At 73.4% G+C, this 25788-nt stretch carries 18 protein-coding genes and 1 pseudogene; 11 read left to right on the forward strand and 8 right to left on the reverse strand.

The features are described from left to right. Positions 1 to 88: 88 nt before the first annotated feature. The 3 genes from glgX (at position 89) to JXZ78_RS07060 (ending at position 6457) form a co-directional block, all read left to right on the forward strand. Entirely contained in the window at positions 89 to 2365 is a 2277-nt protein-coding gene (gene glgX / locus JXZ78_RS07050) for a glycogen debranching protein GlgX (RefSeq protein ID WP_238782721.1), read from the forward strand. Between the two features lie 601 nt (positions 2366 to 2966). Then, positions 2967 to 5468, forward strand: coding sequence for a malto-oligosyltrehalose synthase (gene treY, locus JXZ78_RS07055; RefSeq protein WP_030024437.1), 2502 nt, complete (start codon positions 2967 to 2969; stop codon positions 5466 to 5468). 158 nt (positions 5469 to 5626) lie between these two features. Then, positions 5627 to 6457: a M55 family metallopeptidase gene (locus JXZ78_RS07060; protein WP_030024435.1), complete on the forward strand. Its 831-nt coding sequence runs from the start codon at positions 5627 to 5629 to the stop codon at positions 6455 to 6457. Between the two features lie 107 nt (positions 6458 to 6564). Here the strand turns inward: JXZ78_RS07060 and JXZ78_RS07065 are convergent, their stop codons facing one another. Continuing rightward, positions 6565 to 7449, reverse strand: coding sequence for a LysR family transcriptional regulator (locus JXZ78_RS07065; protein ID WP_030024433.1), 885 nt, complete (start codon positions 7447 to 7449; stop codon positions 6565 to 6567). A gap of 96 nt (positions 7450 to 7545) precedes the next feature. Here JXZ78_RS07065 and lpdA point away from each other — a divergent pair, with 96 nt between their 5' ends. After that, positions 7546 to 9012: a dihydrolipoyl dehydrogenase gene (gene lpdA / locus JXZ78_RS07070; protein WP_050503018.1), complete on the forward strand. Its 1467-nt coding sequence runs from the start codon at positions 7546 to 7548 to the stop codon at positions 9010 to 9012. Positions 9013 to 9269: 257 nt separating this feature from the next. Further along, on the forward strand, positions 9270 to 11228 hold the full coding sequence (gene otr(A) / locus JXZ78_RS07075) for a tetracycline resistance ribosomal protection protein Otr(A) (RefSeq protein WP_050503017.1): 1959 nt from the start codon (positions 9270 to 9272) through the stop codon (positions 11226 to 11228). A 114-nt stretch (positions 11229 to 11342) separates the two neighbouring features. Here the strand turns inward: otr(A) and JXZ78_RS07080 are convergent, their stop codons facing one another. Continuing rightward, the gene (locus JXZ78_RS07080) at positions 11343 to 11888 is read right to left on the reverse strand and encodes an FHA domain-containing protein (RefSeq protein WP_030024428.1); all 546 of its coding nucleotides are present in this window, start codon (positions 11886 to 11888) and stop codon (positions 11343 to 11345) included. Positions 11889 to 12320: 432 nt separating this feature from the next. On the opposite strand from JXZ78_RS07080, the pseudogene JXZ78_RS07085 reads away from it, so the two are divergent. Both JXZ78_RS07085 and treZ read left to right on the forward strand, forming a co-directional pair. Further along, a pseudogene (locus JXZ78_RS07085) lies at positions 12321 to 13293 on the forward strand (GNAT family N-acetyltransferase). A 76-nt stretch (positions 13294 to 13369) separates the two neighbouring features. Further along, a complete protein-coding gene (gene treZ, locus JXZ78_RS07090) occupies positions 13370 to 15241 on the forward strand; it encodes a malto-oligosyltrehalose trehalohydrolase (protein WP_078624662.1) in 1872 nt (623 codons plus the stop codon). A 38-nt stretch (positions 15242 to 15279) separates the two neighbouring features. On the opposite strand, the gene JXZ78_RS07095 is transcribed toward treZ, so the two are convergent. Beyond that, a complete protein-coding gene (locus JXZ78_RS07095) occupies positions 15280 to 15813 on the reverse strand; it encodes a type 1 glutamine amidotransferase domain-containing protein (protein WP_030024425.1) in 534 nt (177 codons plus the stop codon). A 259-nt stretch (positions 15814 to 16072) separates the two neighbouring features. Between JXZ78_RS07095 and JXZ78_RS07100 the strand changes: the two genes are divergently transcribed. Beyond that, on the forward strand, positions 16073 to 17614 hold the full coding sequence (locus JXZ78_RS07100) for a PucR family transcriptional regulator (RefSeq protein WP_030024424.1): 1542 nt from the start codon (positions 16073 to 16075) through the stop codon (positions 17612 to 17614). Positions 17615 to 17816: 202 nt separating this feature from the next. Further along, positions 17817 to 18722, forward strand: coding sequence for a metallophosphoesterase family protein (locus JXZ78_RS07105; RefSeq protein WP_050503016.1), 906 nt, complete (start codon positions 17817 to 17819; stop codon positions 18720 to 18722). A 72-nt stretch (positions 18723 to 18794) separates the two neighbouring features. Here JXZ78_RS07105 and msrB read toward each other — a convergent pair whose 3' ends face one another. The 4 genes from msrB to JXZ78_RS07125 form a co-directional block, all read right to left on the reverse strand. After that, positions 18795 to 19202 (reverse strand): peptide-methionine (R)-S-oxide reductase MsrB, encoded by a 408-nt coding sequence (gene msrB, locus JXZ78_RS07110; RefSeq protein ID WP_030024422.1) that lies wholly within the window; start codon positions 19200 to 19202, stop codon positions 18795 to 18797. 15 nt (positions 19203 to 19217) lie between these two features. Further along, on the reverse strand, positions 19218 to 20624 hold the full coding sequence (murC, locus tag JXZ78_RS07115) for a UDP-N-acetylmuramate--L-alanine ligase (RefSeq protein WP_030024421.1): 1407 nt from the start codon (positions 20622 to 20624) through the stop codon (positions 19218 to 19220). 124 nt (positions 20625 to 20748) lie between these two features. Continuing rightward, entirely contained in the window at positions 20749 to 21408 is a 660-nt protein-coding gene (locus tag JXZ78_RS07120; RefSeq protein ID WP_033039968.1) for a response regulator, read from the reverse strand. After that, positions 21405 to 22661 (reverse strand): sensor histidine kinase, encoded by a 1257-nt coding sequence (locus JXZ78_RS07125; protein ID WP_078624663.1) that lies wholly within the window; start codon positions 22659 to 22661, stop codon positions 21405 to 21407. The genes JXZ78_RS07120 and JXZ78_RS07125 overlap by 4 nt, the downstream gene beginning before the upstream one ends. A 242-nt stretch (positions 22662 to 22903) precedes the next feature. On the opposite strand from JXZ78_RS07125, the gene JXZ78_RS07130 reads away from it, so the two are divergent. Then, on the forward strand, positions 22904 to 24067 hold the full coding sequence (locus tag JXZ78_RS07130; RefSeq protein WP_238782722.1) for an ABC transporter permease: 1164 nt from the start codon (positions 22904 to 22906) through the stop codon (positions 24065 to 24067). A 381-nt stretch (positions 24068 to 24448) separates the two neighbouring features. After that, complete coding sequence (locus tag JXZ78_RS07135; RefSeq protein WP_078624323.1) at positions 24449 to 25204, forward strand: ABC transporter ATP-binding protein; 756 nt, start codon at positions 24449 to 24451, stop codon at positions 25202 to 25204. Here JXZ78_RS07135 and JXZ78_RS07140 read toward each other — a convergent pair. Continuing rightward, entirely contained in the window at positions 25170 to 25715 is a 546-nt protein-coding gene (locus tag JXZ78_RS07140) for an indole-3-glycerol phosphate synthase (protein WP_308280987.1), read from the reverse strand. The two genes, JXZ78_RS07135 and JXZ78_RS07140, sit on opposite strands and share 35 nt — an antisense overlap. Positions 25716 to 25788: the final 73 nt, after the last annotated feature.

The following is a 25788-nucleotide window of genomic DNA, read 5'->3' on the forward strand; positions in this document are numbered from 1 at the left end:
GTACGCAGCACACGAACACGGCGACGCATGACCGCCGTGATGCCTCAAGGCTTCGCGGCACCCATCGAGGAAGTGGAAGAGTCGACGTATGCAGGTCTGGCCGGGACAGATGTATCCCCTGGGTGCCACGTACGACGGTGCGGGCACCAACTTCGCGGTGTACTCCGAGACGGCGGAACGCATCGAGCTGTCACTGCTGCACGACGACGGCTCGGAGACCGCCGTCGAACTGCGGGAGACCGACGCGTTCGTACGGCACGCCTACCTCCCCGGGATCATGCCGGGACAGCGGTACGGCTTCCGGGTGCACGGCCCGTACAAGCCGGAGCGCGGTGACCGGCACAACTCCGCCAAGCTGCTGCTGGACCCGTACGCCAAGGCGGTCAGCGGCAGCATCGACTGGGACGAGGCGGTGTACGGCTACCACTTCGGCAAGCCGGACAGCCGCAACGACCTCGACTCGGCGCCGCACACCATGACGTCGGTCGTGGTCAACCCGTACTTCGACTGGGGCGACGACCGCCCGCCCCGCACCGACTACCACGAGACGGTGCTCTACGAGGCGCACGTCAAGGGCCTGACCATGCTCCACCCCGACCTGCCGGACGATCTGCGCGGCAGCTACGCGGCGCTGGCGCATCCCGCGATCATCGAGCACCTGACCGAATTGGGGGTCACCGCCCTGGAGCTGATGCCGGTCCACCAGTTCGTGCACGACCATCGGCTGGTGGACGCCGGACTCGCGAACTACTGGGGCTACAACACCATCGGCTTCTTCGCCCCGCACAACGCGTACGCGTCCTGGGGCGACCGCGGGCAGCAGGTGCTGGAATTCAAGTCGGCGGTACGGGCGCTGCACGAGGCCGGTATCGAGGTCATCCTCGATGTCGTCTACAACCACACGGCGGAGGGCAACCACCTGGGCCCGACGCTGTCCTTCCGCGGCCTGGACAACGCCTCGTACTACCGGCTGGCCGACGACCCCCGCTACTACATGGACACCACCGGCACCGGCAACTCCCTGCTGATGCGCAGCCCGCACGTCCTCCAGCTCATCATGGACTCGCTGCGCTACTGGGTGACGGAGATGCGGGTGGACGGGTTCCGCTTCGACCTGGCGGCGACCCTGGCCCGGCAGTTCCACGAGGTGGACCGGCTGTCCTCGTTCTTCGACCTGGTGCAGCAGGACCCGGTGGTCAGCCAGGTCAAGCTGATCGCCGAACCGTGGGACGTGGGCGAGGGCGGCTACCAGGTGGGGAACTTCCCGCCGCTGTGGACCGAGTGGAACGGCAAGTTCCGCGACACCGTACGGGACCTGTGGCGCGGTGAACCGCGCACCCTCGCCGAGTTCGGCTCCCGGCTGACCGGCTCCTCCGACCTCTACCAGGGCGACGGGCGGCGCCCGCTGGCCTCCGTCAACTTCGTCACCTGCCACGACGGCTTCACCCTGCGCGACCTGGTCAGCTACGACAACAAGCACAACGAGGACAACGGCGAGGACAACCAGGACGGCGAGAGCTTCAACCGGTCCTGGAACTGCGGCGCCGAGGGCCCGACCGACGACCTTGAGGTCCAGGAGCTGCGGGCCCGCCAGATGCGCAACTTCATCGCCACGCTGCTGCTGTCGCAGGGCGTGCCGATGCTCAGCCACGGCGACGAGTTCGGGCGCACCCAGCACGGCAACAACAACGCGTACTGCCAGGACAATGAGCTGGCGTGGGTGCGGTGGCCGGGGGCGGCTGGGGCGGGGGCGACAGCTGAGGCAGACGTGAACGAGCCGTCGGTCACCTCCGAGGAAACACCGGACGCGGACGGACCGGGCGCGACAGCGGAGTCGGACGCCGGCGGCTGGAATGCGGACGTACCGGACACGGACGACCAGGAGCAGGCGGCCGTCCGCGAGGAGGACCGGGAGATGCTGGCCTTCGTCCGGCAGATGGTGTGGCTGCGGCGCGACCACCCGGTCTTCCGCCGGCGGCGTTTCTTCCACGGCCGCCCCATGGAGGGCACCCACGACGACCTGTCCGACATCGCCTGGTTCACCGCCGAGGGCGAAGAAATGCGGCAGCGCGACTGGCAGGCGGCGCACGCCAAGTCGCTGACGGTCTTCCTCAACGGCAGCGCGATCACCGAGCCCGGCCCGCGCGGCGAACGGATCACCGACGATTCCTTCCTGCTGATGTTCAACGCGCACGCCCACGAGCGGGAGTTCACCGTACCCGTCGACCACGGCCGACAGTGGCAGGCGGTCGTGGACACCGCCCATCCGGAGGTCGTGGCCGACGGCGGGGGCCTCAAGGCCCAGGCCGGCGACCACCTCACGCTGCCCGGCCGCAGCATGATGGTGCTCCAGCGGCCCGCCTAGGCGTTCCGGGGCCGGAGGACTTACAGGGCCGGGGCCGGTGGTCGTGCAGGGCCGGGGCCGGTGGTCGTGCAGGGCCGGGGCCGGTGGTCGTGCAGGGCCGGGGCCGGTGGTCGTGCAGGGCCGGGGCCGGTGGTCGTGCAGGGCCGGGGAACCGTTTGCTCATGGCGGCGGCCCCGGCCTCCCCCGGCCCTCCGGCCTCCCGGCCTCCCGGCCCCCGGAGCAGTCGCGCGAGTACGGCGCACGGCACCCGCGCCGCCCGGTCCGGATACGCCACCAGCCGTACGCCCGGCTCCGCCATTGTGGTGGATCCTGCCGGTTCCGTACGTCCGGGTTCCGGGCCGTACGGCGTAGTACGGATGCCCTTGCTCGGCGGCGGTCAGGTCCCGGCCATACGCCCGTACGGCGGCACCCGTCCCGGGAAAACCGGGTCGGGTACGGACAGCTTCCCACCCAAGAGCTGACGATTTCCCGCCCAGGAGCGGGCAGCTTTCCTCCCAGGAGCGGACGACTTCCCGCCCAGGAGCTGTCGACTTCCCGCCCGCTGTGCCTTCGAGGCCGGGCCGGTGAAACAACAAGCCGTCCGGCGGGTACGGGTGTTCCCATGACGGCCGACTCCAGTGCGCCACCCACCACCACTGCGCCACCCACCGCAACCGCGCCCCCCACCGCCACGTACCGGCTCCAGCTCCAGCCGGACCTGCCTTTCGCCGCAGCCGAGAAGGCCGTGCCGTACCTCTCCGCGCTGGGCGTCTCGCACCTCCACCTCTCCCCCGTGCTGGAGGCGGCGCCCGGGTCCACACACGGCTACGACGTGGTGGACCATTCGGCAGTACGGGCCGAGCTGGGCGGTGAGGAGGGCCTGCGCGCGCTGGCCGCGACGGCCGCGGCGCACGGACTGCGGCTGGTGGTGGACACCGTTCCCAACCACATGGCCGTCCCGGCGCCGGAGTCGCTCAACACACCGCTGTGGGCGGTACTGCGGGACGGCCCCTCGTCCCCGTACGCCCGCTGGTTCGACATCGACTGGGACGGCGGGCACGGTGGACGCGTGCTGCTGCCGGTACTGGGCGGGCGGCTGGGAGACGAACTGGGAAACATCCAGGTCGACGGCGACGTACTGCGCTACCACGACCACGCTTTCCCCATCAGGCCCGGGACCGAGCAGCTTCCGCTGCCCCGTCTGCTGGACGCCCAGTGGTACCGCCTCGCCTGGTGGCGACTGGCCCGCAGCGAGATCAACTACCGGCGGTTCTTCACCATCTCGGAGCTGATCGGCGTACGGGTCGAGGACCCGGAGGTCTTCGACGCGACCCACACCACCGTCCTGCGGCTGCTGCGCGAGGGCGTCGTCGACGGGCTGCGCATCGACCACCCGGACGGCCTGGCCGCCCCCGGCGACTACCTCACCCGGCTGCACGCCGTCACCGGGGGCCGCTGGACGGTGGTCGAGAAGATCCTGACCGGCCGGGAGCAGCTGCCGCGCGGCTGGCGGTGCGCGGGCACCACCGGCTACGACGCGCTGCGCCACCTCGACGGCCTGTTCGTCTGCCCGCTCGGCTCCGGACGCCTGTTCAGTGTCTACCGGGACTTCGTCGCCCCGCTCGCGGATGCGGGCGGCGACTGGGAGGAAACCGTACGCCGCGCCGCCTACGAGGTGGTCACCCACGACCTCGCGGCCGAGGTCGACCGCCTGGTGCGCACCGCGAGCCGGATCAGCGACCGGGCGTCCCACCAGGGCGACCACGCTCCCTGGGCGCTGCGCACCGCCATCCGCGAATTGCTGGTACGGCTGCCCGTCTACCGCCCGTACGCCACCGACGCCGCCGGGGCGCGCACCGCGCAGCGCGACGAGCTGGACGCGGCGATGCTGGCCGAGGCCGCCGCACGGGCGCGTACGGTCTTCCGCGCGCCGGAGGAGGCGCTGGCGGTGGACCTGGTGCGCGACCTGGCGCTGGGCCTGCTCGGCAACGGCCCGGACTGCGCGGATTTCGCCGCGCGTTTCGCCCAGACCTCCTCCGCGCTGCGCGCCAAGTCCGTGGAGGACACCGCCTTCTACCGTTACGTCCCCCTGCTGTCGGCCTGCGAGGTCGGCGCCGACCCGGGGGCGCCCACGGTGGGCGTGGACACCTTCCACGCGTACTGCGCCCGCCTCCAGCAGGACTGGCCGCTGACCTCGACGGTGCTCTCCACCCACGACACCAAGCGCAGCGCCGACGTACGGGCGCGGATCGCCGTCCTGACCGAATGCCCGGACCGGTGGCGGGAACTGCTGCGCCGGGTGTCCGCCGGACCGGCGGGAGGCGAGGGGCCGCAGCCGCCGGACCAGCACCTGGCGTGGGTGGCCTGGCAGACCGCCTTCGGCCTCGGCAAGCCGTCCGCCGAACGGCTGATCCCGTCGGTGCTGAAGGCCGTACGCGAAGCGGGGCTGCGCACCTCCTGGACGGACCAGGACGCCGGGTACGAGGAGGCGGTCGGCGACTTCCTGCGCGCCGGCCCGTGCGGACCGGCGGCGTCCTCCCTGACCGAACTGGCCGCCGAGCTCGCACCGTACGTCCGTGCCAACGTCCTCAGCGCGGCCCTGCTGCACCTGACCATGCCCGGAGTACCCGACCTGTACCAGGGCACCGAGACCGAGTACACCGCCCTGGTCGACCCCGACAACCGCCGCCCGCCCCGGCTCCGCGCCGACCTGCTCACCGAACTCGACGACGGCACGGACCCACAGGACCTGTCCGCCGAAAAACTCCTGCTGACCGCCACGGCCCTGCGCCTGCGGCGGTCCCACCCCGAGTGGTTCGGCGCCCAGGGCGCCTACACCCCCCTGCACGCCGACGGCGCCGCAGCCGGCCACTGCCTGGCCTTCGCCCGGGCCGGCCGGGCGGTGACGGTGGCCACCCGCCTCTCCCTCCGCCTGGCCGAGGACGGCGGCTGGCGCGACACGGAACTGACGCTTCCGAGCAGGCCCACGGGAACGGGCACCGGCACGGCTACGGCTACGGGCTGGCGCGAACTCCTCACCGGCCGAGAGGTGCGGAGGCCGGTGGTGTGCCTGCGTGAACTGCTGGGGCAGTACCCGGTGGCACTGCTGGTAGCAGAGAACTGAGGAGACCTGAGGAAGGCTGCCCGAACGGACAAGCCCCGTGCGGCGCCTGCTGCGGAACGGAACCACGGATACGACGGCAGGCGTCTGTGCCGGCAGTTGTCTGCCGAACGACCGGCGTTGTCTGCCGAACGACCGGCCGAGTCGGAGGAGTCCAGCTCATGCGTGTCCACCTCAGCGCTGACATGGAAGGCGTCACCGGACTGGTCGACGCGGACGACGTCCAGCCCGGCGGGCGGGACTACGAGCGCGGGCGACTGATGATGGCGGAGGACGTCAACGCCGCCGTCCGGGGCGCCGTCGCAGCCGGGGCGACGGACGTGGTCGTCAACGACGCGCACGGACCGATGCGCAACCTGCTCCCCGAGGCCCTGCATCCGGCGGCCCGCCTGATCCGGGGCCGGCCGAAACAGATGGGGATGCTCGAAGGGCTCACCCCCGGGCACGACGCCATGATCCTGGTCGGCTACCACGCGCGGGCGGGCGCGCCCGGCGTGCTGAGCCACAGCTTCATGGGCCACGAGATCGAGGACATCTGGCTGGACGGCCGCCCCGTGGGCGAGATCGGTCTGGCACAGGCCACCGCCGCCGCGCTCGGTGTGCCCGTCGTGGCGCTCACCGGTGACGACGGGGCCTGTGCGGAGATGCGGGAGTGGGACGACCGGGTCGCCACCGTCGCCGTGAAACACGCGCACGATCGTTTCGCCGCCGCACTGCTGCCGGACGCGGAAGCCCGCCGGGCCATCGAGGAAGCGGTGACCGGGTCCCTCTCGGCGCCACTCCCGGCACCCGTCCCACCACCGGACTCCAGCACGCTCACCGTCCGCTGGCAGTCCGCCTCGGTGGGGGTCACGTTGCTCGGCATACCGGGGGTGACATCGGTGGACAGCCGGACCGTCCAGGCTCGCGGGCCGCTCACCGACCTGTACCGGCTCTTCGGCGTGTGGATGCAGGTCGCGGCCTCGCTGACCGATCAGGCGCCGTACTGCTGATCCGTGCCGCTGGACCGTTGGCTCCGCTCCCTGCCCCGGATCCGTACCGCTGCCCTACCGCTGTCCTTCCGCCTGGCCGTACTGCCGATCAGCACGCCCCGGAGCCCTCACCGCCCACCGCCCGGCACCCCGGTCTCGCGGAGCAGCGTCACGAACCGCGCGGCCGCGCCCGTGGGCGGCACGCGGGAGAAGGCGGTGATCTCGCGGCGCCACGGCGGGTCGGTGGGGACGGCGGTGCAGTCCAGGCCGGTCAGCTCGTGGGCGGCGGTGATCAGGACGCCCACGCCTGCCGCGGCCATCCGTACCGCCGTGGACGTGTGCTGCGTACGGACGGCCGTACGGGGCGTGAAGCCGGCCCGTTCGCACTCCACGTCCAGCCACCGCCGGCCCGCCAGGACCGGTTCCAGCGCGCAGCGCACCCAGGGCCGGTCGGCCACTTCGTCGATCCGGACGGCGGCGCGGCCGGCGAGCGGGTCGCCGGGCGGCAGGACCATGACCATTTCCTCGGTGCCCACGACCGTGACCGGGCCCGGCCACTTCTCGGGCCGCGGCCCGACCGCCAGGTCGGCGACGCCACGTTCCATGTGCGCGAACAGGTCTTCCGTGGTGGCGTATTCGTGCAGAACGAGGCGCACACCGCCGTGCTCGCGCCCCCAGCGCGCGCAGACCTCCGGGAGTACGCCGACGGCGTGCGCGTGCACCGTCGCGATGTGCAGTTCGCCGCTCTCGGCCCCGGCCGTCGCCAGTGCGGCCCGGCGGGCCTGTGCGGCGCTGCGTACGGCGAGTTCGGCGTGCGGGAAGTAGGCGCGGCCCATGGGCGTCAGCCGGACGCCGCGCGGCAACCGTTCCAGCAGCGGGCCGCCGGACTCCCGTTCCAGGGCCTTGATCTGGTGGGACAGCGCGGACTGGGTGACGTGCAGCAGCTCGGCCGCCCGGGTGAAGGACCCTTGTTCGACGACCGTGACCAGGTATTGCATCTGTCGCAGACTCATGGCCGCCCCCTCCGCGCCCCACCATGAACGTTCTTCATGGCCTCCATGGAAACATTGCCTTGGACTCATGACGGGAGGTGGGCGGAGGCTGACCGCATGAGAGACACGCAGCGCAACAGCGGCAGCGGCGGGGGAAGCGGCGAGACCGACGTGATCGTCATCGGTGGCGGTACCGGCGGCTACAGCACGGCTCTACGCGCCGCCGCCCTCGGGCTACACGTGGTCCTCGCCGAGCGGGACCTCGTCGGCGGCACCTGTCTGCACCGCGGCTGCATCCCCAGCAAGGCGATGCTGCACGCGGCGGAACTGGTGGACGGCATCGCGGAGGCGCGCGAGCGCTGGGGCGTGAAGGCGACGCTCGACGCCGTGGACTGGGACGCGCTGGTCGCCACCCGCGATGGCATCGTGACACGTAACCACCAGGGCGTCGAAGGGCACTTGGAGCGCGCCGGGGTGCGTGTGGTGCGCGGCAGCGCGCGCCTGACCGGCACGCGCTCCGTCTTCGTCGAGGCCCCGGACGGCGGGGAGTTCCGCGCCCGGCGCGGTGTCGTCCTGGCCACCGGCTCCCGCCCGCGCCTGCTGCCCGGCCTCGTACCCGACGGCCGTACGGTCGTCACCAGCGACGACGCCCTGTTCGCACCGGGCCTGCCGGACTCGGTCCTGGTGCTGGGCGGCGGCGCGATCGGCGTCGAGTACGCGTCCTTCCACCGGTCGATGGGCGCCCGGGTGACGCTGGTGGAGGCCGCCGGCCGGCTGCTGCCGCTGGAGGACGAGGAGGTGAGCCGCCATCTGGCGCGCGGGCTGAAGAAACGCGGCATCACGGTCCGTACGGACTCGATGCTGACCGGGGCCGAGGTGACGGACGACGGGGTGCGGGCCACCGTCCGTACGCCCCAGGGCGAGGAGACCGTCGAGGCCGAGCGGCTGCTGGTCGCGGTCGGCCGGGTGCCGGTGACCGACGGCCTGGACCTGGCGGCGGCCGGACTGACCGCCGACGGGCGCGGCTTCGTGCCGCCCGCCGACTGGTCCCGGCTGGAGACGGCCGTGCCCGGCATCCACGTCGTGGGCGACCTGCTGCCACCCCCGTCCCCCGGGCTGGCGCACGCCTCCTTCGCCGAAGGTCTGCTGGTCGCGGAGACGCTGGCCGGCGCCGTGTCCCGGCCGGTGGACCACGCGACCGTGCCGCGCGTGACGTACTCCTCGCCCCAGACCGCCTCCGTCGGCCTGACCGAGGCCGAGGCGCGGGCGCGTGGACTGGCCGTCCGGGTCAACACCCTGCCGCTGACGGCGGTCGCGAAGGGCATGGTGCACGGGCAGGGCGGCATAGTGAAGGTCGTGGCGGCGGAGGGCGCGGGCGGCGCGAGTGCCGGGGCCGTGCTCGGTGTCCATCTGGTCGGCCCGCACGTCTCGGAGATGATCGCCGAGAGCCAACTGCTGGTGGCCTGGGACGCCGAACCTTCCGACGTCGCCCAGCACATCCACGCCCACCCCACCCTCTCGGAAGCGGTCGGCGAGACGTTCCTGACGCTGGCGGGGCGGGGGCTGCATCAGCATCAGCACTGACCTGTGCTGCTCAGGGCAGGGCGGGCCGCCCGGCAGCGTCGGCTCCGCCTCCCGCCCCCCCCGAAAAGGAGTTGCGCCGCTCCTGCCGCACGGTCACCATCGGCGCGTGCGACTGGCGCCCCAGCGTACGAGTCGCGCCCCGGCGTACGGACACCCCGCACGCGCCCCCACCTCAGCCAGGAGCAACGGAATGCGCCGAAGCCTCGGAACTACTCAGCGCCCTTACCGGACGACAGTTCTAGAGGTTTCGACCACCCATGCACACCTTGAACATCGGCATTCTGGCCCACGTCGACGCGGGTAAGACCAGCCTGACCGAGCGGCTGCTGTACGCGACCGGCGCCATCGAGCGGCTCGGCAGTGTGGACGCCGGGGACACCCGGACCGACAGTGGTGCCATCGAGCGCGAGCGCGGTATCACGATCCGGTCCGCGGTCGCCTCCTTCACCGCGGGTGACGTCCAGGTCAATCTGATCGACACGCCGGGGCACTCCGACTTCATCGCCGAGGTCGAGCGTGCCCTGGGCGTACTGGACGGTGCCGTGCTGCTCCTGTCCGCCGTGGAAGGCGTGCAGGCGCGTACGCGTGTCCTGATGAAGACGCTGCGTCGGCTTCGGCTGCCCACCCTGCTGTTCGTCAACAAGATCGACCGGGCGGGCGCGCGGACCGACGCGCTCGTGGCGGACGTCCGCCGTACCCTGGCGCCGCACGTCGTCCCGATGGCAGCCGTACACGGCGCGGGCACCCCGGGCGCGCGGACGACGCCGCTCCGTGCGCACGTGCCCGCCGTACGGGCCCGGATGACCGAACTCCTCGCCGACGCCGACGACGGCATCCTCGCCCGCGCGGTGGACGGCCCGCCGCCGAGCCCCGAGGAATTGCTGGCCGCGCTGGCCGCCCGTACCGCCGACGGCTCGGTGCACCCGCTGTACTTCGGGTCGGCGATCGGCGGACAGGGCGTCGGCGCGCTCATCGACGGTATGACCCGGTTGATCCCGCCGCTCCCACCCGGCACGGCCGGTGCCCCGCCGCGCGGCACGGTCTTCGCCGTCCAGCGCGAGCCCGGCGGCGGCAAAAGTGCCTACCTGAGGCTCTACGAGGGCGAGGTGCGGCCGCGGCGGCCCGTCACTCTGCACCGCCGGGAACCGGACGGCACGGCCGTCCGCGTCGAGGGGCGGATCACCGCGCTGGAGGTCGTGGGCCGCCCGCCGGGGGGCCAGACGCCGCTGACGGCCGGGAACATCGCGGTGCTGCGCGGCCTGCCCGGCGTACGGGTCGGTGACCGGCTGGGCGGCGAAGCGCCCGGCACGGGCCGGGAGGACGGCGAGGCGCTGTTCTCCCGGCCGACCCTGGAGACCGTGGTGCGCGCCCGGCGCCCGGCGGAAGCCGCCCGGCTGCGCGCCGCGCTGCTGGGGCTGGCGGAGCAGGATCCGCTCATCCACGCCCGGCCGGCCGCCTCCGGCGCCACCTCGGTCCTCCTCTACGGGGAGGTCCAGAAGGAGATCATCGCGGCCACGCTCCGCCAGGACCACGGCATCGCGGCGGACTTCGCACCCAGCCGGGTGGTGTGCGTGGAACGGCTCCTGGGCACCGGCGAGGCGTACGAGGAGATCACCGGACGCGACCACGTCGGATGGTGGGCGACGGTCGGGCTGCGCGTCGAGCCCGGTCCCCGCGGCTCCGGCCCGCGCTTCGCGTACGAGACCGAATTGGGCGCGCTGCCGCACGGTTTCCACCAGGCGGTGGAGGACACGGTGTACGCGTCGCTGCGCGACGGGCCGAAGGGCTGGGCGGTCACGGACTGCCGGGTCGTGCTGACCCGTTCCGGATTCGTGGGACCGGTCAGTACGGCCGGGGACTTCCGCGGTGTCACGCCGGTCGTCCTGGCGCGTGCGCTGCACCGGGCCGGTACGCGGGTGTACGAACCGTGCCACTCCTTCGAGGCGGAGGTGCCGCTCGACACCATCGCCCCGGTCACCGCGCATCTCGCCTCCCTGGGCGCGGACTTCGACGACACCTCGGCCGTCGGCGGCCGCTGGCTCCTCACCGGCACTCTGCCGGCCCGCCGGCTCCACGACGCCGAGCACCGGCTGCCGGGACTCACCCACGGCGAGGGCACTTGGTGGTCCCAGCCGTCGGGGCCGGAGGGCGACCGGCCGGTGCCGCGGGGGGCGTCGTACGACAGGGACCAGGTCGATACGAATACACCTGGTTGATACAGCCAGGGCGCTTCCGACGGGGGTCTCCGCGGCGTCGCGATGCCTGGTATTGCGAGGCCGCGGTACGTGCCCTGGGCACCATCGTGATCCGGGCCCCGGCGGCCCGGACGGCTACCCCTCCGTGAGGACGTAGTCGACGCGGCCGAACGCCACGTGGTCGCCGGGGCGGACCAGCACCTCTCCCACCACCCGACGGCCGTTGACGCAGGTGCCGTTGGTGGAGCCGAGGTCGCGCAGAATCCAGCCGCCGTCCGCGCTGCGCAGTTCGGCGTGGGCGCGCGAGACCGTGTCGTGGTTCAGGCGCAGGCCCGAGCCGGGGGCGCGCCCTATACGGAGGGGGAACGGTCCCGGCGCGGGGAGCAGCAGTTTCGGCAGCCGCTCGCGGCGCCACGCCCTGCGGACCATGATGTTGAACGAGGACATCTTGCCCACCGCGCGCAGCACGGCACCCTCGACCCGGCCGCGGGAGGCCAGGTCGGCGGTGGCCGCGGCGAGTTCGGCGTGCTGACGGGCGGTGAGCACCAGCTCCAGCCGCCGCAGGAAGGTGTCCTGGGACAGCCTGCCTTGCGCCGCGCCCTCGCGCAGCAGTTCCAAGGCGCGTTCCCGGTCGGCTTCCGACGGGCGCGCCGGTCGGGCCGGGAACTCCAGCGATGTCATGCCGGAGATTGTCCGGTGCCCGCGCGCCGGTGTCCAGCCGGGCGGAGCGGGGTGGAGCCTGGTGGGCGGCCGTGGTGGAGCCCGCCGGGGGACGGGGCGGAGCCCGCCGGGGGACGGGCGGGTCTGCCGGAAATCCGTGGCGCGGCGCCGGTGGCCCGGGCTACGCCCTGCGCCGGTCCTGGACGAGGAGAGGCCGGTCTTGGACTAGGAGAAACCGATCCTGGGCGAGGAGAGTCCGTTCCTGGACGAGGAGAGTCCGTCCCTGGGCGAGGAGAGTCCGATCCTGGGCGAGGAGAGTCCGATTCCGGACGAGGAAAGGAGGCGAGCGCCGTGCCGAAGTACCCCTACCCGCGCTCCCGCCCCGTCCGTCGGGCCGTTCCGGGCTGATCCCGGTCTGTCGGGAGCGCATCGACTGCCTTCCGGGAGGACCTCATGACCGAGTTGGTCATCCGCGCGCTCACCGAGAGCGACGCGTATCTGTTCGACACCCTGGACGACCCCGCTGCCGAACTCGTCGGCCATCTGCCGTTCGGGCGCCGCTACGCGGCGTGCGCCCAGGGCGGCCGATACCGTCCCGAGTGGACGTGGGTCGCGCTGCGCGACGGACTGGTGGTGCCAGGGCCGCCTGGTGGGCCGGGCCGGAGGATGCCCGGCCGGTCGCCCTGGACTGGCTGGACTTCGCGCCGGGCGCGTCGGACGCCGCCGTCCGGCTGCTGCGCACCGCGCCTCCGCACGCCGAGTACGTGCTGCAACTGCCGCCCGGCCGGCGGGAGCAGCCGGCGGTACGGGATGCCGCCCGCGCCCGTACGGACGTGGCGGCCACGGCCGGTCTCGTACCGCTGGTCGAACGGTTCCGCTACACCTGGACGCCCGAGTACGGGCTCCCGGAGCCCCCGGGACGGCTGGTGTTCCGGCCCGAGTCCGAGGACGGGGTCTTCCTGGCCATTCTGCGGCGGGCCGAGACCGGCTCGCTGGACGCCCACGCCCGGCAGGCGATCGCCGAGGGCGGCGTCGAGCAGGCCGCCCAGGAGGAGCTGGACTTCTTCCGTTGGTGCCCGTCGCCGCGTGACTGGTGGTGCCCGTCGCCGCGTGACTGGTGGTGCCGTCGCCGCGTGACTGGTGGCGGGTCGCCTGGACGGCCGAACCCGGGCGGGGCGGCGAGTCCGTAGGGCTGCATGTACCTGCCCGAAACCTCCAGTCGCCGGTCATCGGGTTCATCGGCGTCGTGCCGGAGCACCGCGGCCGGGGGTACGGCTACGGCCTGCTGGCCGACCGCACCCGCCACCTCGCACAGCACGGCGCGGAAAAGATCATCGGCGAAACGGACCAGCCGAACGTCCCGATGGCGGCGGCTTTCGCCAAGGCGGGGTACCCGATGACGCAGGAGCGTGCATTCTTCGTCTGAGAGCGGACGGAAAGTCTTGCGTCCGTTGAGCGGGCGGAGGGTTTTCCGTCCGTAGGCCGGGCGAGGGAGGACTAGCGTGCTGTTCGAGGTGTGGGCACCGAACGCCGGACGGGTCGCGCTGCATTTCGTGTCGCCCCGCGACCGGGACGCCGACGGGACGGATGGGGAGGATCTGGCCCTCACGACGGGGCACGCCGCGGCGACGGGGCACGTCCGCACGGGGCGGGTCCCCGCCGAGCACGTGCCCATGGAGCGCGACCCCGGCCGTGCGGGCTGGTGGCGGGCCGACGTACCGGCCCGCCACGGCGACCGTTACGGCTTCCGTCTCGACGACGGGCCGCTCCTGCCCGACCCGCGCTCGGCCCGGCTGCCCGACGGGCCGGACGGGCCGAGCGCGGTGGTCGAGCACGACCGGTTCGCCTGGCGGCACGACTGGCCCGGCCGGCCCCTGCCGGGCGCGGTACTCTACGAGCTGCACCCGGGGACGTTCACCGGCGCCGGCACGTTCGACGCGGCCGTCGAACGCCTGCCGCACCTCGCCGAGCTGGGCATCACCCATCTCTCGCTGATGCCGGTCTGCCCGTTCCCCGGCACCCACGGCTGGGGGTACGAGGGGGTCGCCCCCTGGGCCGTGCACGAGCCGTACGGGGGCCCGGACGGCCTCAAACGGCTGGTCGACGCGGCGCACGGGCACGGCTTGGGCGTCGTCCTGGACGTCGTGCACAACCACCTCGGCCCGTCCGGCAACCATCTGCCCGCCTTCGGGCCGTACTTCACGGAGACCCATCACACGCCGTGGGGCGCCGCGGTCAATCTGGACGCGCCCGGGTCGGACGAGGTCCGCGCGTACTTCATCGAGAGCGCGCTGGCCTGGCTACGGGACTACCGGATCGACGGCCTGCGCCTCGATGCCGTACACGCTCTGATCGACACCCGCGCCCGTCACTTCCTCGCCGACCTGTCCGCCGCCGTCGACGCACTCGCCACACACCTGCGCCGTCCGCTGTTCCTCATCGCCGAGTCGGACCTCAACGACCCGCGCACCACCGCGCCGCGCGCACACGGCGGCCACGGCCTGCACGCCCAGTGGAACGACGACTTCCACCACAGCCTGCACGCCGCGCTGACCGGCGAGTCCCAGGGCTACTACGCCGACTTCGCCCGCGCGCCGCTCGCCGCCCTCGCCAAGACGCTGACCGGCGGCTTCTTCCACGACGGTACGTACTCCAGCTTCCGCGGCCGCCGGCACGGCAGCCCGCTGGACCGGCGCGCCACCGCGGCCCACCGCCTGCTGGCCTACACCCAGACGCACGACCAGATCGGCAACCGGGCGCTCGGGGACCGGCAGGCCGCCGGCCTCTCCCCCGGGCTCGTCGCCTGCGGGGCCGCGCTGGTGCTGTGCTCCCCGTTCACGCCGATGCTGTTCATGGGCGAGGAGTGGGCGGCCCGTACGCCGTGGCAGTTCTTCACCGATCACACGGATCCGGAGCTGGCCGCGGCGGTACGCGACGGGCGCCGCCGCGAGTTCGCCGCGCACGGCTGGCGGGCGTCGGACATCCCCGACCCGCAGGACCCGGCGACGCGGGACCGCTCCTGTCTGGACTGGTCAGAGCCGGAGCGCGCGCCGCACGCCGCGCTGCTGGCCTGGTACCGCGCCCTGCTCGCGGTACGCGCCGCCCACCCGTCGCTCACCGATCCGGATCTGACGCGCACCGAGGTCACGTACGACGAGGCGGCCCGCTGGCTGTCCCTGCGGCGCGGTCCGGTGCGGCTGGTGGTGCACCTCGGCGGGGACGGTGCCGGCACGGCGGAGGTGCCGGGCGGGAGCGCGCGGGAGCGGGTGCTCGCGGCGTGGCCTGACGCGGACACGGACACGGTGACGGCCGGCCCGGACGGCGTCCTGAGACTGCCGCCCGAGTCGGCCGTGGTACTGACGCGGGAGGAGTGACCTGTCTCCCTGCTCACCTGCTGCCCGCCGTACGGGGATCAGCCCTTGAACTCCGCCACGAACGTCTCGCAGAACGCCTTCAGGTCGTCCGGCTTACGGCTGGTGATGAGCTTGTTGGGGCCGCCGGTGCAGACCTTGACCTGCTCGTCCACCCAGGTGCCGCCGGCGTTCTCGACGTCCGTGCGCAGGCTCGGCCAGGACGTCAGCGTGCGGTCGCGCACCACGTCCGCCTCGATCAGCGTCCACGGCGCGTGGCAGATCGCCGCCACCGGCTTGCCCGCGTCGAAGAAGCCGCGGGTGAACGCCACGGCCTTCTCGTTCATCCGCAGCGCGTCCGGGTTGGCGACGCCGCCGGGCAGTACCAGTCCGTCGAAGTCGCCGACCTGGGCCTGGTCCACGGTCTGGTCGACGGGGAAGGTGTCCGCCTTGTCCAGATGGTTGAACGCCTGGACCCGGCCGGACTCGGTGGAGACGAGCTTCGGGGTGCCGCCCGCGTCGATCACCGCCTGCCACGGTTCGGTCAGCTCGACCTGCTCGATGCCTTCGGGTGCTACGAGAAACGCCACCTGCATGGCCGTTCATCCTTTGCGTTCGTCCTGCGTTGCGAAGGGGTGTTCCCTTTGCGGTCCTCTTTTCGCATCCCCGGTCGTAAGCAGGCAAAAACGTGCCAAATGGGAGGTGATCCGCCTGCGGTCAGCGGGTACCGGGATGGGCTGGTCCGCAAACGAGACGGGGGCCACCTGGTGGCGGTCGGGGCCGCCAGAGCCGTCAGGCCGTCGGCTCTGCTGGCCCGACTGTCCATCACCGGTTCACCTGTTAGACACTGCGTCCATGCCCTTGCGTATCGCCGACCTCCTCGCCCGCCCCGAGCTGAACCTGTCGGTGACCTACGACGTCCCGGCCGGGCTGCTGGACCGTGCCGTGGAGGCCGCGACCGTCTCCGACCTGCTGCATCCGGGCAAGTGGTTGCAAGGGGGCGAGCTGCTGATGACGATCGGCCTGGTGCTGCCCATGGAACCGGCGGCCTGCCGGGCGTACGTCCGCGACGTGACCGAGGGCGGAGCCGCCTGCCTCGCGCTCGGCCTGGGCACCGGGCTCCCGCACCAGGAAGCCCCTGCACCGCTGGTCGACGCGGCGCGCGAGGCCGGCCTGCCGCTGCTCACGGTCCCCGACGAAGTGCCGTTCATCGCCGTCACCAAGGCCGTGTTCGACGCGCGCGCCGACGAGCAGCAAGCGGTGCTGCACCGGGCGTTCGCGACGCAACGGCGGCTGACCGCGGCGGCCACGGACAGCGGACTGCAACCGATGCTGGAGGAATGGACCGCCGCCACCGGCGTCGGCGCGGCGGTGCTCGATCCGCTCGGGCGGCTGCTCGCCACCGGCGGCGGCCAGTGGCCCCCGTCCCCGGCGGCCGCACGTGACCTGGTCGAACGGGTCGCCGCACGCGGTCTGCGCGGCAGCGCGTCCAGCACGGCCGACGGCTGCCGGATGGAGGTGCAGCCGCTCGGCGCCCGGCGGCTGCGCGGTCTGCTGCTGCTCACCGGGAGCCCGGACGCGGCGGCCCGCGCCGTGGTCCCCGGCCTGGTATCGCTGCTCTCGCTGGAGCTGGAGCGCCGCCATCTGATGGACGAGCCGGAGCGGCGCCGCAGGTCGGCCCTGCTCGCGGAGCTGCTGTCCGACGAGGAGGGGCCGGCCGGCCGGGCACAGGACATCCTGGCGGCCGCCGGACTCCACGACGACCGGGTGCGCGGCGTCGTCGTCGAGCCCCCGGCCGACGGCCCGGCGGACAGCGGCCCGCACGACATCGCCGCCGACCTGGCGCTGGCCGTGCCCGGCGGCCTGGTCCGGGTGGCGGCGAGCGGGCTCGTCGAGGCCGTGGTGGGCGCGGGGCTGGACGTGCGCGACGTCCTCGGGCGGTTCGCGCCGCGCTGTCCCGCGGGCATCGGCCCGCTCGCCCCGCCGGACGCGGTACGGGTCTCGCTGCGGCAGGCGGCGGGACTGCTCGGCGTCAGCCGGGCGAGCGGAGTGCCCGAAGAGGCCCGGCAGAGCGCGGCCAGCCGGCTCCTCCTGGGCCTCGGCGACCGCCGTACGCTGCACGGTTACGCCGACGCCGTACTCGGCCCGCTCGACCTGGCCGACCACGGCGAGGAATTGCTGACGACGCTCGCGGCCTGGCTGGAGACCGGCGGCGCGTGGGACGCGACCAGCCGCCGCCTCGGCGTGCACCGGCACACCGTACGCAACCGGCTCGACAAGGCGATGGAGCTGACCGGGCGCCGCCTCGACGACCCCGACGACCGGTTCGACCTGTGGCTGGCCACTCGCATCCGACGCGGGGGCGAGCTGCCGCAGGGGGGTGCGGGGCGGTCCTGACGAACGGGGCCGAGTGGTCCTGACGTCCGGAGCCGCCGAGTGGTCCCGAGGTCCGGGGCCGGGTGACCCCGACGGCCGATGCCTCCGGAAGCCCTGACGACCGGCTTCGAGCGGTCCTGGCGACCGCCTTCGCCCCCGGATGTGTCCAACAGCCCATCCCCCGGCATGTCCACGCCCCGGCCCCCTGGCCTACCGTCAGGTCATGCAGATCCCATGCTCCGAAGGAGACCGCACCGCCGAGGCCGACCGGGAAAAGGCCGCGCCCGGCCGGCTGATGGCCATCAGCGACCTGCACATCCGCTACCAGGAGAACCGCGCGATCACCGACCGGCTGCGGCCCGGCTCGGACGCCGACTGGCTGCTGGTGGCCGGGGACATCGGCGAGTACGTCGCGGACATCCGCTGGACGCTGACCGTGCTCAGCAGCCGTTTCGCCAAGGTGATCTGGGTGCCCGGCAACCACGAGCTGTGGACCCCGTCCAACGACCCCGTACAGCTGCGCGGAGTCCAACGTTACGAGCACCTGGTGGAGATCTGCCGGGAGTTGGGCGTGCTGACGCCCGAGGACCCCTATCCGGTCTGGGAGGGCGAGGGCGGCCCGGCCGTGATCGCCCCGCTCTTCGCCCTGTACGACTACACCTTCCGCCCGGCCGGCACCCACACCAAGGAGGCGGCGCTGGCGGTCGCCGAGGCGGCCGGGGTGGTCTGCACGGACGAGTTCTTCCTGCACCCTGACCCGTACCCGACCCGGGAGGCGTGGTGCCGGGCCCGCGTGGCCGCCACCGAGGCGCGGCTCGCCGGGATTCCCGAGGACCTGCCCACGGTGCTGGTCAACCACTGGCCGATCGTCCGCGAGCCCACCGCGCCGCTGTGGCACCCGGAATTCGCCCTGTGGTGCGGCACCGAGGCCACCGCCGACTGGCCGCGCCGCTTCCGCGCCGCCAGTGTCGTCTACGGCCATCTGCACATCCCGCGCACCATCGAGGTGGACGGCGTTCCGCACGTGGAGGTGTCCCTGGGCTACCCGCGCGAATGGCGCCGCCGCAAGGCGGCTCCGGGGCAGCTGGTGCAGATCCTGCCCACGGTGGCGCGGGCGCCGCAGTTCTGACGGGGGCGACGAGGCGGGTGCGAGCAGCACCGCCGCCGGGCCGGCTCCGCGCCGGGCCCGGCGGCCCCGTGGTCAGCTCCCGTCCGGCGCCAGCCGCACCGAGATGGAGTTGATGCAGTACCGCTGGTCGGTCGGGGTCGGGTAGCCCTCGCCCTCGAAGACATGGCCGAGGTGGGAGCCGCAGCGGGCGCAGCGGACCTCCGTGCGGACCATGCCGTGCGAGCGGTCCTGGAGGAGCTCCACGGCGTCGCTGTCCTTCGGGTCGTAGAAGGACGGCCAGCCGCAGTGGCTCTCGAACTTGGTCTCCGAACGGAACAGTTCGGCACCGCAGGCGCGGCAGGAGTAGACGCCCGCCGTCTTGGTGTCGGTGTACTCACCGACGAACGCGGGCTCCGTGCCGCCCTGGCGCAGGACCTGGTACTCCTGCGGGGTCAGCTCGGCGCGCCACTGCTCGTCCGGCTTGTCGATCTCGTACGGCATGAGTCCCTCTGCTTCCTATCGGCTCTGCAGGCGCGCGAGGATCTGCGGGCCGAGTTCGGTCACGTCGCCCGCGCCCATGGTGAGAACAAGGTCGCCGGGCTCCGCCATTCCTGCGACCACCTCGGGGACCGCGGACATGTCGGATTCGGCGGCCACCCGGGCTCCCTTCGCCTGGGCCGCTTCGATGATCAGGGCGCTGGTGATGCCCGGGATCGGGTCCTCGCGGGCCGGGTAGATGTCCAGCACGACGGAGGCGTCGGCGAGGGTGAGCGCCTCGCCCATCTCCTTGCCCAGCTCCTGGGTGCGGGAGAAGAGGTGCGGCTGGAAGACGACCAGGACCCGGGAGCCGGTGGCGGCGCCGCGGATGGCCTCCAGGTCGGCGGTCATCTCGGTGGGGTGGTGCGCGTAGGAGTCGATGACCTGCACGCCGGCCGCCTCGCCCTGGAGCTGGAGACGGCGCTTCACCCCGGTGTACGTGCCGAGCGCGGAGGCCAGGTTGTGCGGCGGGAGGCCGAGCGCGGTGCCGGCGGCGAGGGCCGCGACGGCGTTCAGCGCGTAGTGCCGGCCGGGCACGGAGACGGTGAAGGTCAGGACCTTGCCGTTCGCGAGGACGACGGTGACCTCGCTGGTCAGCCCCCGCTGGTTGATCTTGTGGACCCGTACGTCGGCGTCCTCGGCCTCGCCGTAGGTGACGATCTCGATGTCCAGGCGGCCGGAGAGGCGGGCGGTCAGCTCGCGGGCGCCGGGGTGGTCGGCGGAGACGACCAGGGTGCCGCCGGGGCGGATACGGGCGGCGAAGGTCTCGAAGGACTCGTAGATCTCGTCCATCGAGGCGTAGTTGGCGTGGTGGTCCAGCTCCACGTTGAGGACGATGGCGACCTCGGGCGCGTACTTGTGGAAGCTGCGGTCGCTCTCGTCCGCCTCGGCCACGAAGATCTCGCCGCTGCCGTGCTCGGCGTTGGAGCCGGGGGCGTCCAGGTCGCCGCCGATGGCGTACGACGGGGACAGGCCCAGCGAGCCGAGGGAGACGGCCAGCATGGAGGTGGTGGTCGTCTTGCCGTGGGTGCCGGCCACGGCGATGGGGCGCAGGCCCTCCATCAGGGCGGCGAGCGCGTCGGAGCGGTGCACGACGGGGATGCCGCGCTCGCGGGCGGCGGCCAGCTCCGGGTTGTCGTCGCGGATCGCGGAGGAGACGACGACGCTGGTGGCGTCCTCGGCGAGGTGGGCGGCGGCGTGGCCGAGGTGGACCGTGGCGCCGGCGTCGCGCAGGGCGCGGACGGTGGCCGACTCCTTGGCGTCACTGCCCGCGACCCGGGCGCCGCGCTGCGCGAGGATCTTCGCAATGCCGGACATCCCGGCGCCGCCGATGCCGATGAAGTGCGGTCGGTCCATCGCGTCGGGGATGCCCGGGGACGGTGCCATGCGTCAGTCTCCTGCTCGTCGGTCTCCACGGTCCGCCGGTCTCTGCGGTCCGTACGGGCACGATTCTCGCACCCGGCACCGACAGTCCCGCGCCGGGCGGGCCCGCGGCCCGGGCCGGGGCGGATCAGCGGCGGATCAGCCCGCGCGCGGTGGCCGCGGCGACCGCCGACGTTCGGGAGTCGACGCCCAGCTTGGCGTAGATGTGCACCAGGTGGGACTTGACGGTGGCCTGGCTGAGGAAGAGCCGCTTGCTGATCCGGGCGTTGGACAGGCCGTCGGCGACGAGCTGCAACACCTCGGTCTCGCGCCGGGAGAGGGCCGTGGCGGGCGCGCGCATCCGGTCCATCAGGCGCAGGGCGATGGTCGGCGCGAGGGCGGACTTGCCGGCCGCCGCGGTACGGACGGCCGCGGCCAGCTCCTCGGGCGGCGCGTCCTTGAGGAGGTAGCCGGTGGCACCGGCCTCGATGGCGGCGAGGATGTCGGCGTCGGTGTCGAACGTGGTCAGGACGAGGACCCGCGGGGCGTCCTCACGGGCGGTGATGGCGGCGGTGGCCTGCGAGCCGAGCATCCGGCCGCCGAACTGGAGGTCCATCAGGACGACGTCGACGTCCGGCCGGGCGGCCCGTTCGACGGCCTCCTCGGCCGTGGGGACGTCCGCGACGACCTCGAAGTCCGGCTCGGTCTCCAGGACGGCGCGCAGTCCGGCCCGTACGACCGGGTGGTCGTCGGCGAGGAGGAGGCCGATGGCGGCGGGGCGGGGGCCGGTCTCGGGGCGGTGGGTCACGCGGTGGCCTGTTCGGGGTCGGGAGGGGTGCCGGGGGTGGGAGGGGCGCTCGGGGCGGACGGGGTGCCCGGGACGGGTGAAGGGGCGGCGGCCGGGGTCCGGGGGACGGCCGGTTCCGGGTACGGCAGGGTGACGGCGACCGCCGTACCCTCGCCGGGCGCCGACTCCACGGCCAGCGTGCCGCGCAGCGCGCGGGCGCGGGCGCGCATCGCGGCCAGCCCGAACCCGGTGCCTTCGGCGGCGCCGGAGCCCGGGGACGGCACCGCGTCGGGCGCGAAGCCCGTACCGTCGTCCACCACGTCGAGGGCGACTTCGGTGTCCATGTAGGAGAGGGTCAGCTCGGCCCGGCCGGCGTGCGCGTGCTGGACGGCGTTGGCCAGGGCGGACTGCGCGATGCGCAGCAGCGCGACCTCGTGCGGGGTGGGCAGTTCGACGGGCGCCCCGGAGACCTGGCAGTGCACGGCCAGGCCGGAGGAGCGCGCGGTGGTGACGCACAGCCGTTCCAGGGCGGCGGGCAGCGACCCGGCCTCCAGGTCGGGCGGGCTGAGCGCCCGGACGAAACGGCGGGCCTCGGCGAGGTTGTCGACGGCGGCCTGCCGGGCCTGCTGGACGTGGCCGAGCGCGGTGCCACCGTCCGGCCGCTGCTCCATCGCCCGTTCCGCGGCCCGCAGCAGCAGCTGGATGCTGGAGAGTCCCTGCGCGAGGGTGTCGTGGATCTCGCGGGCGAGCCGCTCCCGCTCGGCGAGCACTCCGGCGGCGTGCTCGGCGGCCGCCAGCTCGCTGCGGGCGGCGGTCAGCTCCTCGATGAGGCGGCGGCGCTGCTCGCTCTCCCGGTAGAGGGCCTGGTAGCCGAGGACGACGGCGACGGCGACCGCCGCGCCCAGCGCGGGGCCGACGACCGTACCGACGGTGAGCGTACGGGTGTGCCAGCCGAACCCGCCGATCGCGACGAGGGTGGTGACCAGGACGGCGGGCAGCGCCCAGCGCAGCGGGAGCAGGTGCAGCTGGACGAAGAAGAGCGGGAAGGCGAGCCAGACGCCGAGAGGCGTGAGGGCGAGCAGCACGGCCCACACCGCCATGACGGCGGCGAGCCAGAGCACCGCCGCGGCCGTGGAGGTACGGACCGGCGGCAGGGTGGGGCCGACGGCGTACACGGCGAACAGCAGGACGGCGGCGCCGACGACGGCCGGGGCGTCCGGGCTGTGGTCGGCGACGGCCCGCACGGCGGCGAGCGCCAGCAGGGCGGCCACCATCAGGTGCAGGCAGCCGCGCAGCACCCGCAGGGCGGGGGTGAGGGAATGGGGAGTCACAGCTCTTCCAGGCTAGGCGCCCGGGGCCGTACCGGCATCAATCGAAAGGTGGAGTACGGACCTGGCCTTTCGATACCGGCGAAGCACTCCCCGGCGCGATGCCCGATGCCCCCTTCCCCGGCGACGGTGGGGGGCAGCCGCCGGGCACCGGGCCCGGCGCCCCTCGGAAGGATGGCCCAGACCCCGTGTTCGTCGCCTGGAGAGACCTGAGATTCGCCAAGGGCCGGTTCGCCCTGATGGGCACCGTCATCGTGCTGATCACCGTGCTGGTGGGGCTGCTGTCCGGGCTGACGGCGGGCCTGGGCCGGGAGAACACCTCGGCGATCACCGCACTGCCCGCCGACCGCCTCGCGTTCACCGCGCCCGCCGACGGCGGTGACGACGTGTCGTTCACCGACTCGCACGTCGGCGAGCGGACCTGGGGCGCATGGGCCCGGGTGCCGGGCGTCCGGTCGGCCGAGCCGCTGGGGATCGGTACGGCCAAGGCCACGGCGGGCGACGGCGCGGGCGACGGCGCCGGAGAGCGGACCGCCGCGCTGTCCGCCTTCGGGGTCCGGCCCGGCTCGCCGCTGGCGCCCGAGGCCGGGCGGATCGCGGACGGCGCGGCGGTGCTGTCCACGAAGGCCGCCGAGGAGATGGGCGTACGGACCGGGGACCGGTTCACGCTGAACGGGCGGACGCTGACGGCGGCAGCGGTGGCGGGCGAGGCGATGTACAGCCATACGCCGGTGGTCTGGACTTCGCTGGACGACTGGGCTGCGGTGTCGGGGGGCGGGGGCTCTGGGGCGGCGGGTTCCGAAGCGACTGGTTCCGGAAGCGGTACTTCCGGTGCCTCCGAGGCGCGGACGGCCACCGTGGTCGCCCTCACCACCTCCCCGGACGCCGACCTGTCCGCCGCCGACCGCAAGCTCGGCACCCGTACGGTCACGACCGGCGAAGCGCTGAACGCCATCGGCTCCTACACCGCGGAGAACGGCTCGCTCCAGCTGATGCGCGGCTTCCTCTTCGCCATATCGGCGCTGGTCATCGGCGCGTTCTTCACGGTCTGGACGATCCAGCGCAGCGGCGACGTCGCCGTGCTCAAGGCGCTCGGCGCGCCCACCCGCTACCTGCTGCGGGACGCGCTCGGCCAGGCGGTCGTCCTGCTGGTGATCGGCACGGGCCTGGGCACCGCGCTCGCGGCGTCGGCCGGCGCGGCCCTGGGCGGCACCGTGCCGTTCGTCCTGGAGCCGGCCACGGTGCTGCTCCCGGCCCTGGTCATGATCGCGCTGGGGGCCGTAGGCGCCGCGCTGTCCATCCGCCGCATCACCGCCGTCGATCCGCTAACGGCGCTGGGGAGCGCGCGGTGAGACCGGCGGATTTCCCCGCCCGGACGGGCTCGGTGAAAGCGCTTCCCTTCCCGGCCCGCTCTCCGCGGACCATTCCGTGAGCACATTCCCGGGCCGCCGGGCGTGCGGCCTTCATCATGCGGCAGCCGGCGCCGGAAATTCCGGTGCGAGCCCCGATTACCGTTCCGATCCCGGCCCCGGCCCCGGTCTCCATTGCGGCCCCGATTCCGACCCCGGTTCCGATTCCGGTCCCGGTTCCGACCCCGGTTCTGATTCCGGTCCCGGTCCCGTACATATCCGTACGAATTCCGCAGCCGCGAAAAACCGGACCGTACAGCCTTCCCACGCCCCGCACACCACCCGATTCCCCACCCAGCAACGGACAGCGACGGACCATCCCTCATGAAGACGAACTCCGCCACCCCCCGGCCCCGCACGAGCCCCGGAATCGGAACCTCACCCTCCGCCGGCCTCGCCCTCACCGACGTCACCCTCACCTACCCGGACGGCACCGGCCGCCTCACCGCCCTCGACGACGTGTGCCTGACCGTGCCACCGGGGTCCGTGACCGCCGTGGTCGGGCCCTCCGGTTCCGGCAAGTCCAGCCTGCTGGCGGTGGCCGCGACACTGATCTCCCCCGACGTCGGGCGGGTGGTGATCGACGGTACGGACACCACCGGAATGAGCCGGTCCGAGCTGACCACCCTGCGCCGTACCCGCGTCGGCACGGTCTTCCAGCAGCCCAATCTGCTGCCCTCGCTGACGGCCGTGGAGCAGGTGCAGGTGATGGCCCACCTGGACGGCCGCCCGCCGCGAGCCGCCCGGCCGCGGGCCCTGGAACTGCTCGACGCGGTCGGCCTGGCCGACCAGGCCGCGCGCCGCCCGCACCAGCTCTCGGGCGGCCAGCGGCAGCGGGTGAACATCGCCAGGGCGCTGCTGAACGAGCCGGCCGTCCTGCTGGTCGACGAGCCGACCAGCGCGCTGGACCACGAGCGCGGCGCCGCGGTCCTCGACCTGCTCACCACGCTCACCCGCCGGCGCGCCACCGCGACCGTCCTGGTCACGCACGACCGCGCCCACCTGGACGCGGTGGACGCGGTCGCGGAGATGCTGGACGGGCGGCTCAGCTTCCGGCGGGACCCCCCGCCGAGCCGTTAGCGGGGCCCTTGGCCGGGTTGTGCGCCACGTCCTGCGCCGGGTCGTCGGCCGCGTGCGAGAAGAGTTTGAGCACGGGCACGCCGACCTTGTGCCGGGCGCGGGAGGCCCAGTCGCGGTGGAAGAACTCCTCGACGAAGTGCGGGGCGGTCAGCACGATCACCTCGTCGGCGCCGGTCTCGTCGACGACCGACCGCAGCAGGTCCAGCGGGTGGTCCTCGACGACCTGCCCGATCGCCTCGGCGCCCGCCTCCCGCAGGGCGTGGAGGGTGTAGGACAGGGCGCGCCCGGCGGGCGGCTCCGCCTGGCCGCCCTCGGGCTCGTCACCCTCCCGTACGGCGTCCTCGAACTCGCCCAGCGCGACATCGTCGATGGCCCTGAGCAGGCGGTCCTGATTGCCGCGCGGCTGCATGAGGACGACGAAGGAGACCTGGTCGTCGCCGTGCAGCGTGGTGACGAACTCCACGTCGGCGGGCGTCAGGGGCTTCTCGATCATCAATACGCTCGTGAACACGGCGGACGCCCTTCTTCTCAACTCGCGGCCCGCCTGGGGAGCGAACCGACAGAAACCATCCTGCCCCGTCGCC

The sequence above is a fragment of the Streptomyces monomycini genome (assembly GCF_022271435.1).
GTDB classification, from domain to species: Bacteria; Actinomycetota; Actinomycetes; order Streptomycetales; family Streptomycetaceae; genus Streptomyces; species Streptomyces monomycini.

Coding starts and splice junctions, on each gene's coding strand:
- JXZ78_RS07105 (WP_050503016.1), top strand. CDS start 17,817: ATGCAGATCCCATGCTCCGAAGGAGACCGCACCGCCGAGGCCGACCGG.
- lpdA (WP_050503018.1), top strand. CDS start 7,546: ATGAGAGACACGCAGCGCAACAGCGGCAGCGGCGGGGGAAGCGGCGAG.
- JXZ78_RS07100 (WP_030024424.1), top strand. CDS start 16,073: ATGCCCTTGCGTATCGCCGACCTCCTCGCCCGCCCCGAGCTGAACCTG.
- treY (WP_030024437.1), top strand. CDS start 2,967: ATGACGGCCGACTCCAGTGCGCCACCCACCACCACTGCGCCACCCACC.
- murC (WP_030024421.1), bottom strand. CDS start 20,624: ATGGCACCGTCCCCGGGCATCCCCGACGCGATGGACCGACCGCACTTC.
- JXZ78_RS07065 (WP_030024433.1), bottom strand. CDS start 7,449: ATGAGTCTGCGACAGATGCAATACCTGGTCACGGTCGTCGAACAAGGG.
- JXZ78_RS07095 (WP_030024425.1), bottom strand. CDS start 15,813: ATGCAGGTGGCGTTTCTCGTAGCACCCGAAGGCATCGAGCAGGTCGAG.
- JXZ78_RS07135 (WP_078624323.1), top strand. CDS start 24,449: ATGAAGACGAACTCCGCCACCCCCCGGCCCCGCACGAGCCCCGGAATC.
- glgX (WP_238782721.1), top strand. CDS start 89: ATGCAGGTCTGGCCGGGACAGATGTATCCCCTGGGTGCCACGTACGAC.
- JXZ78_RS07125 (WP_078624663.1), bottom strand. CDS start 22,661: ATGGTGGCCGCCCTGCTGGCGCTCGCCGCCGTGCGGGCCGTCGCCGAC.
- JXZ78_RS07080 (WP_030024428.1), bottom strand. CDS start 11,888: ATGACATCGCTGGAGTTCCCGGCCCGACCGGCGCGCCCGTCGGAAGCC.
- msrB (WP_030024422.1), bottom strand. CDS start 19,202: ATGCCGTACGAGATCGACAAGCCGGACGAGCAGTGGCGCGCCGAGCTG.
- JXZ78_RS07060 (WP_030024435.1), top strand. CDS start 5,627: ATGCGTGTCCACCTCAGCGCTGACATGGAAGGCGTCACCGGACTGGTC.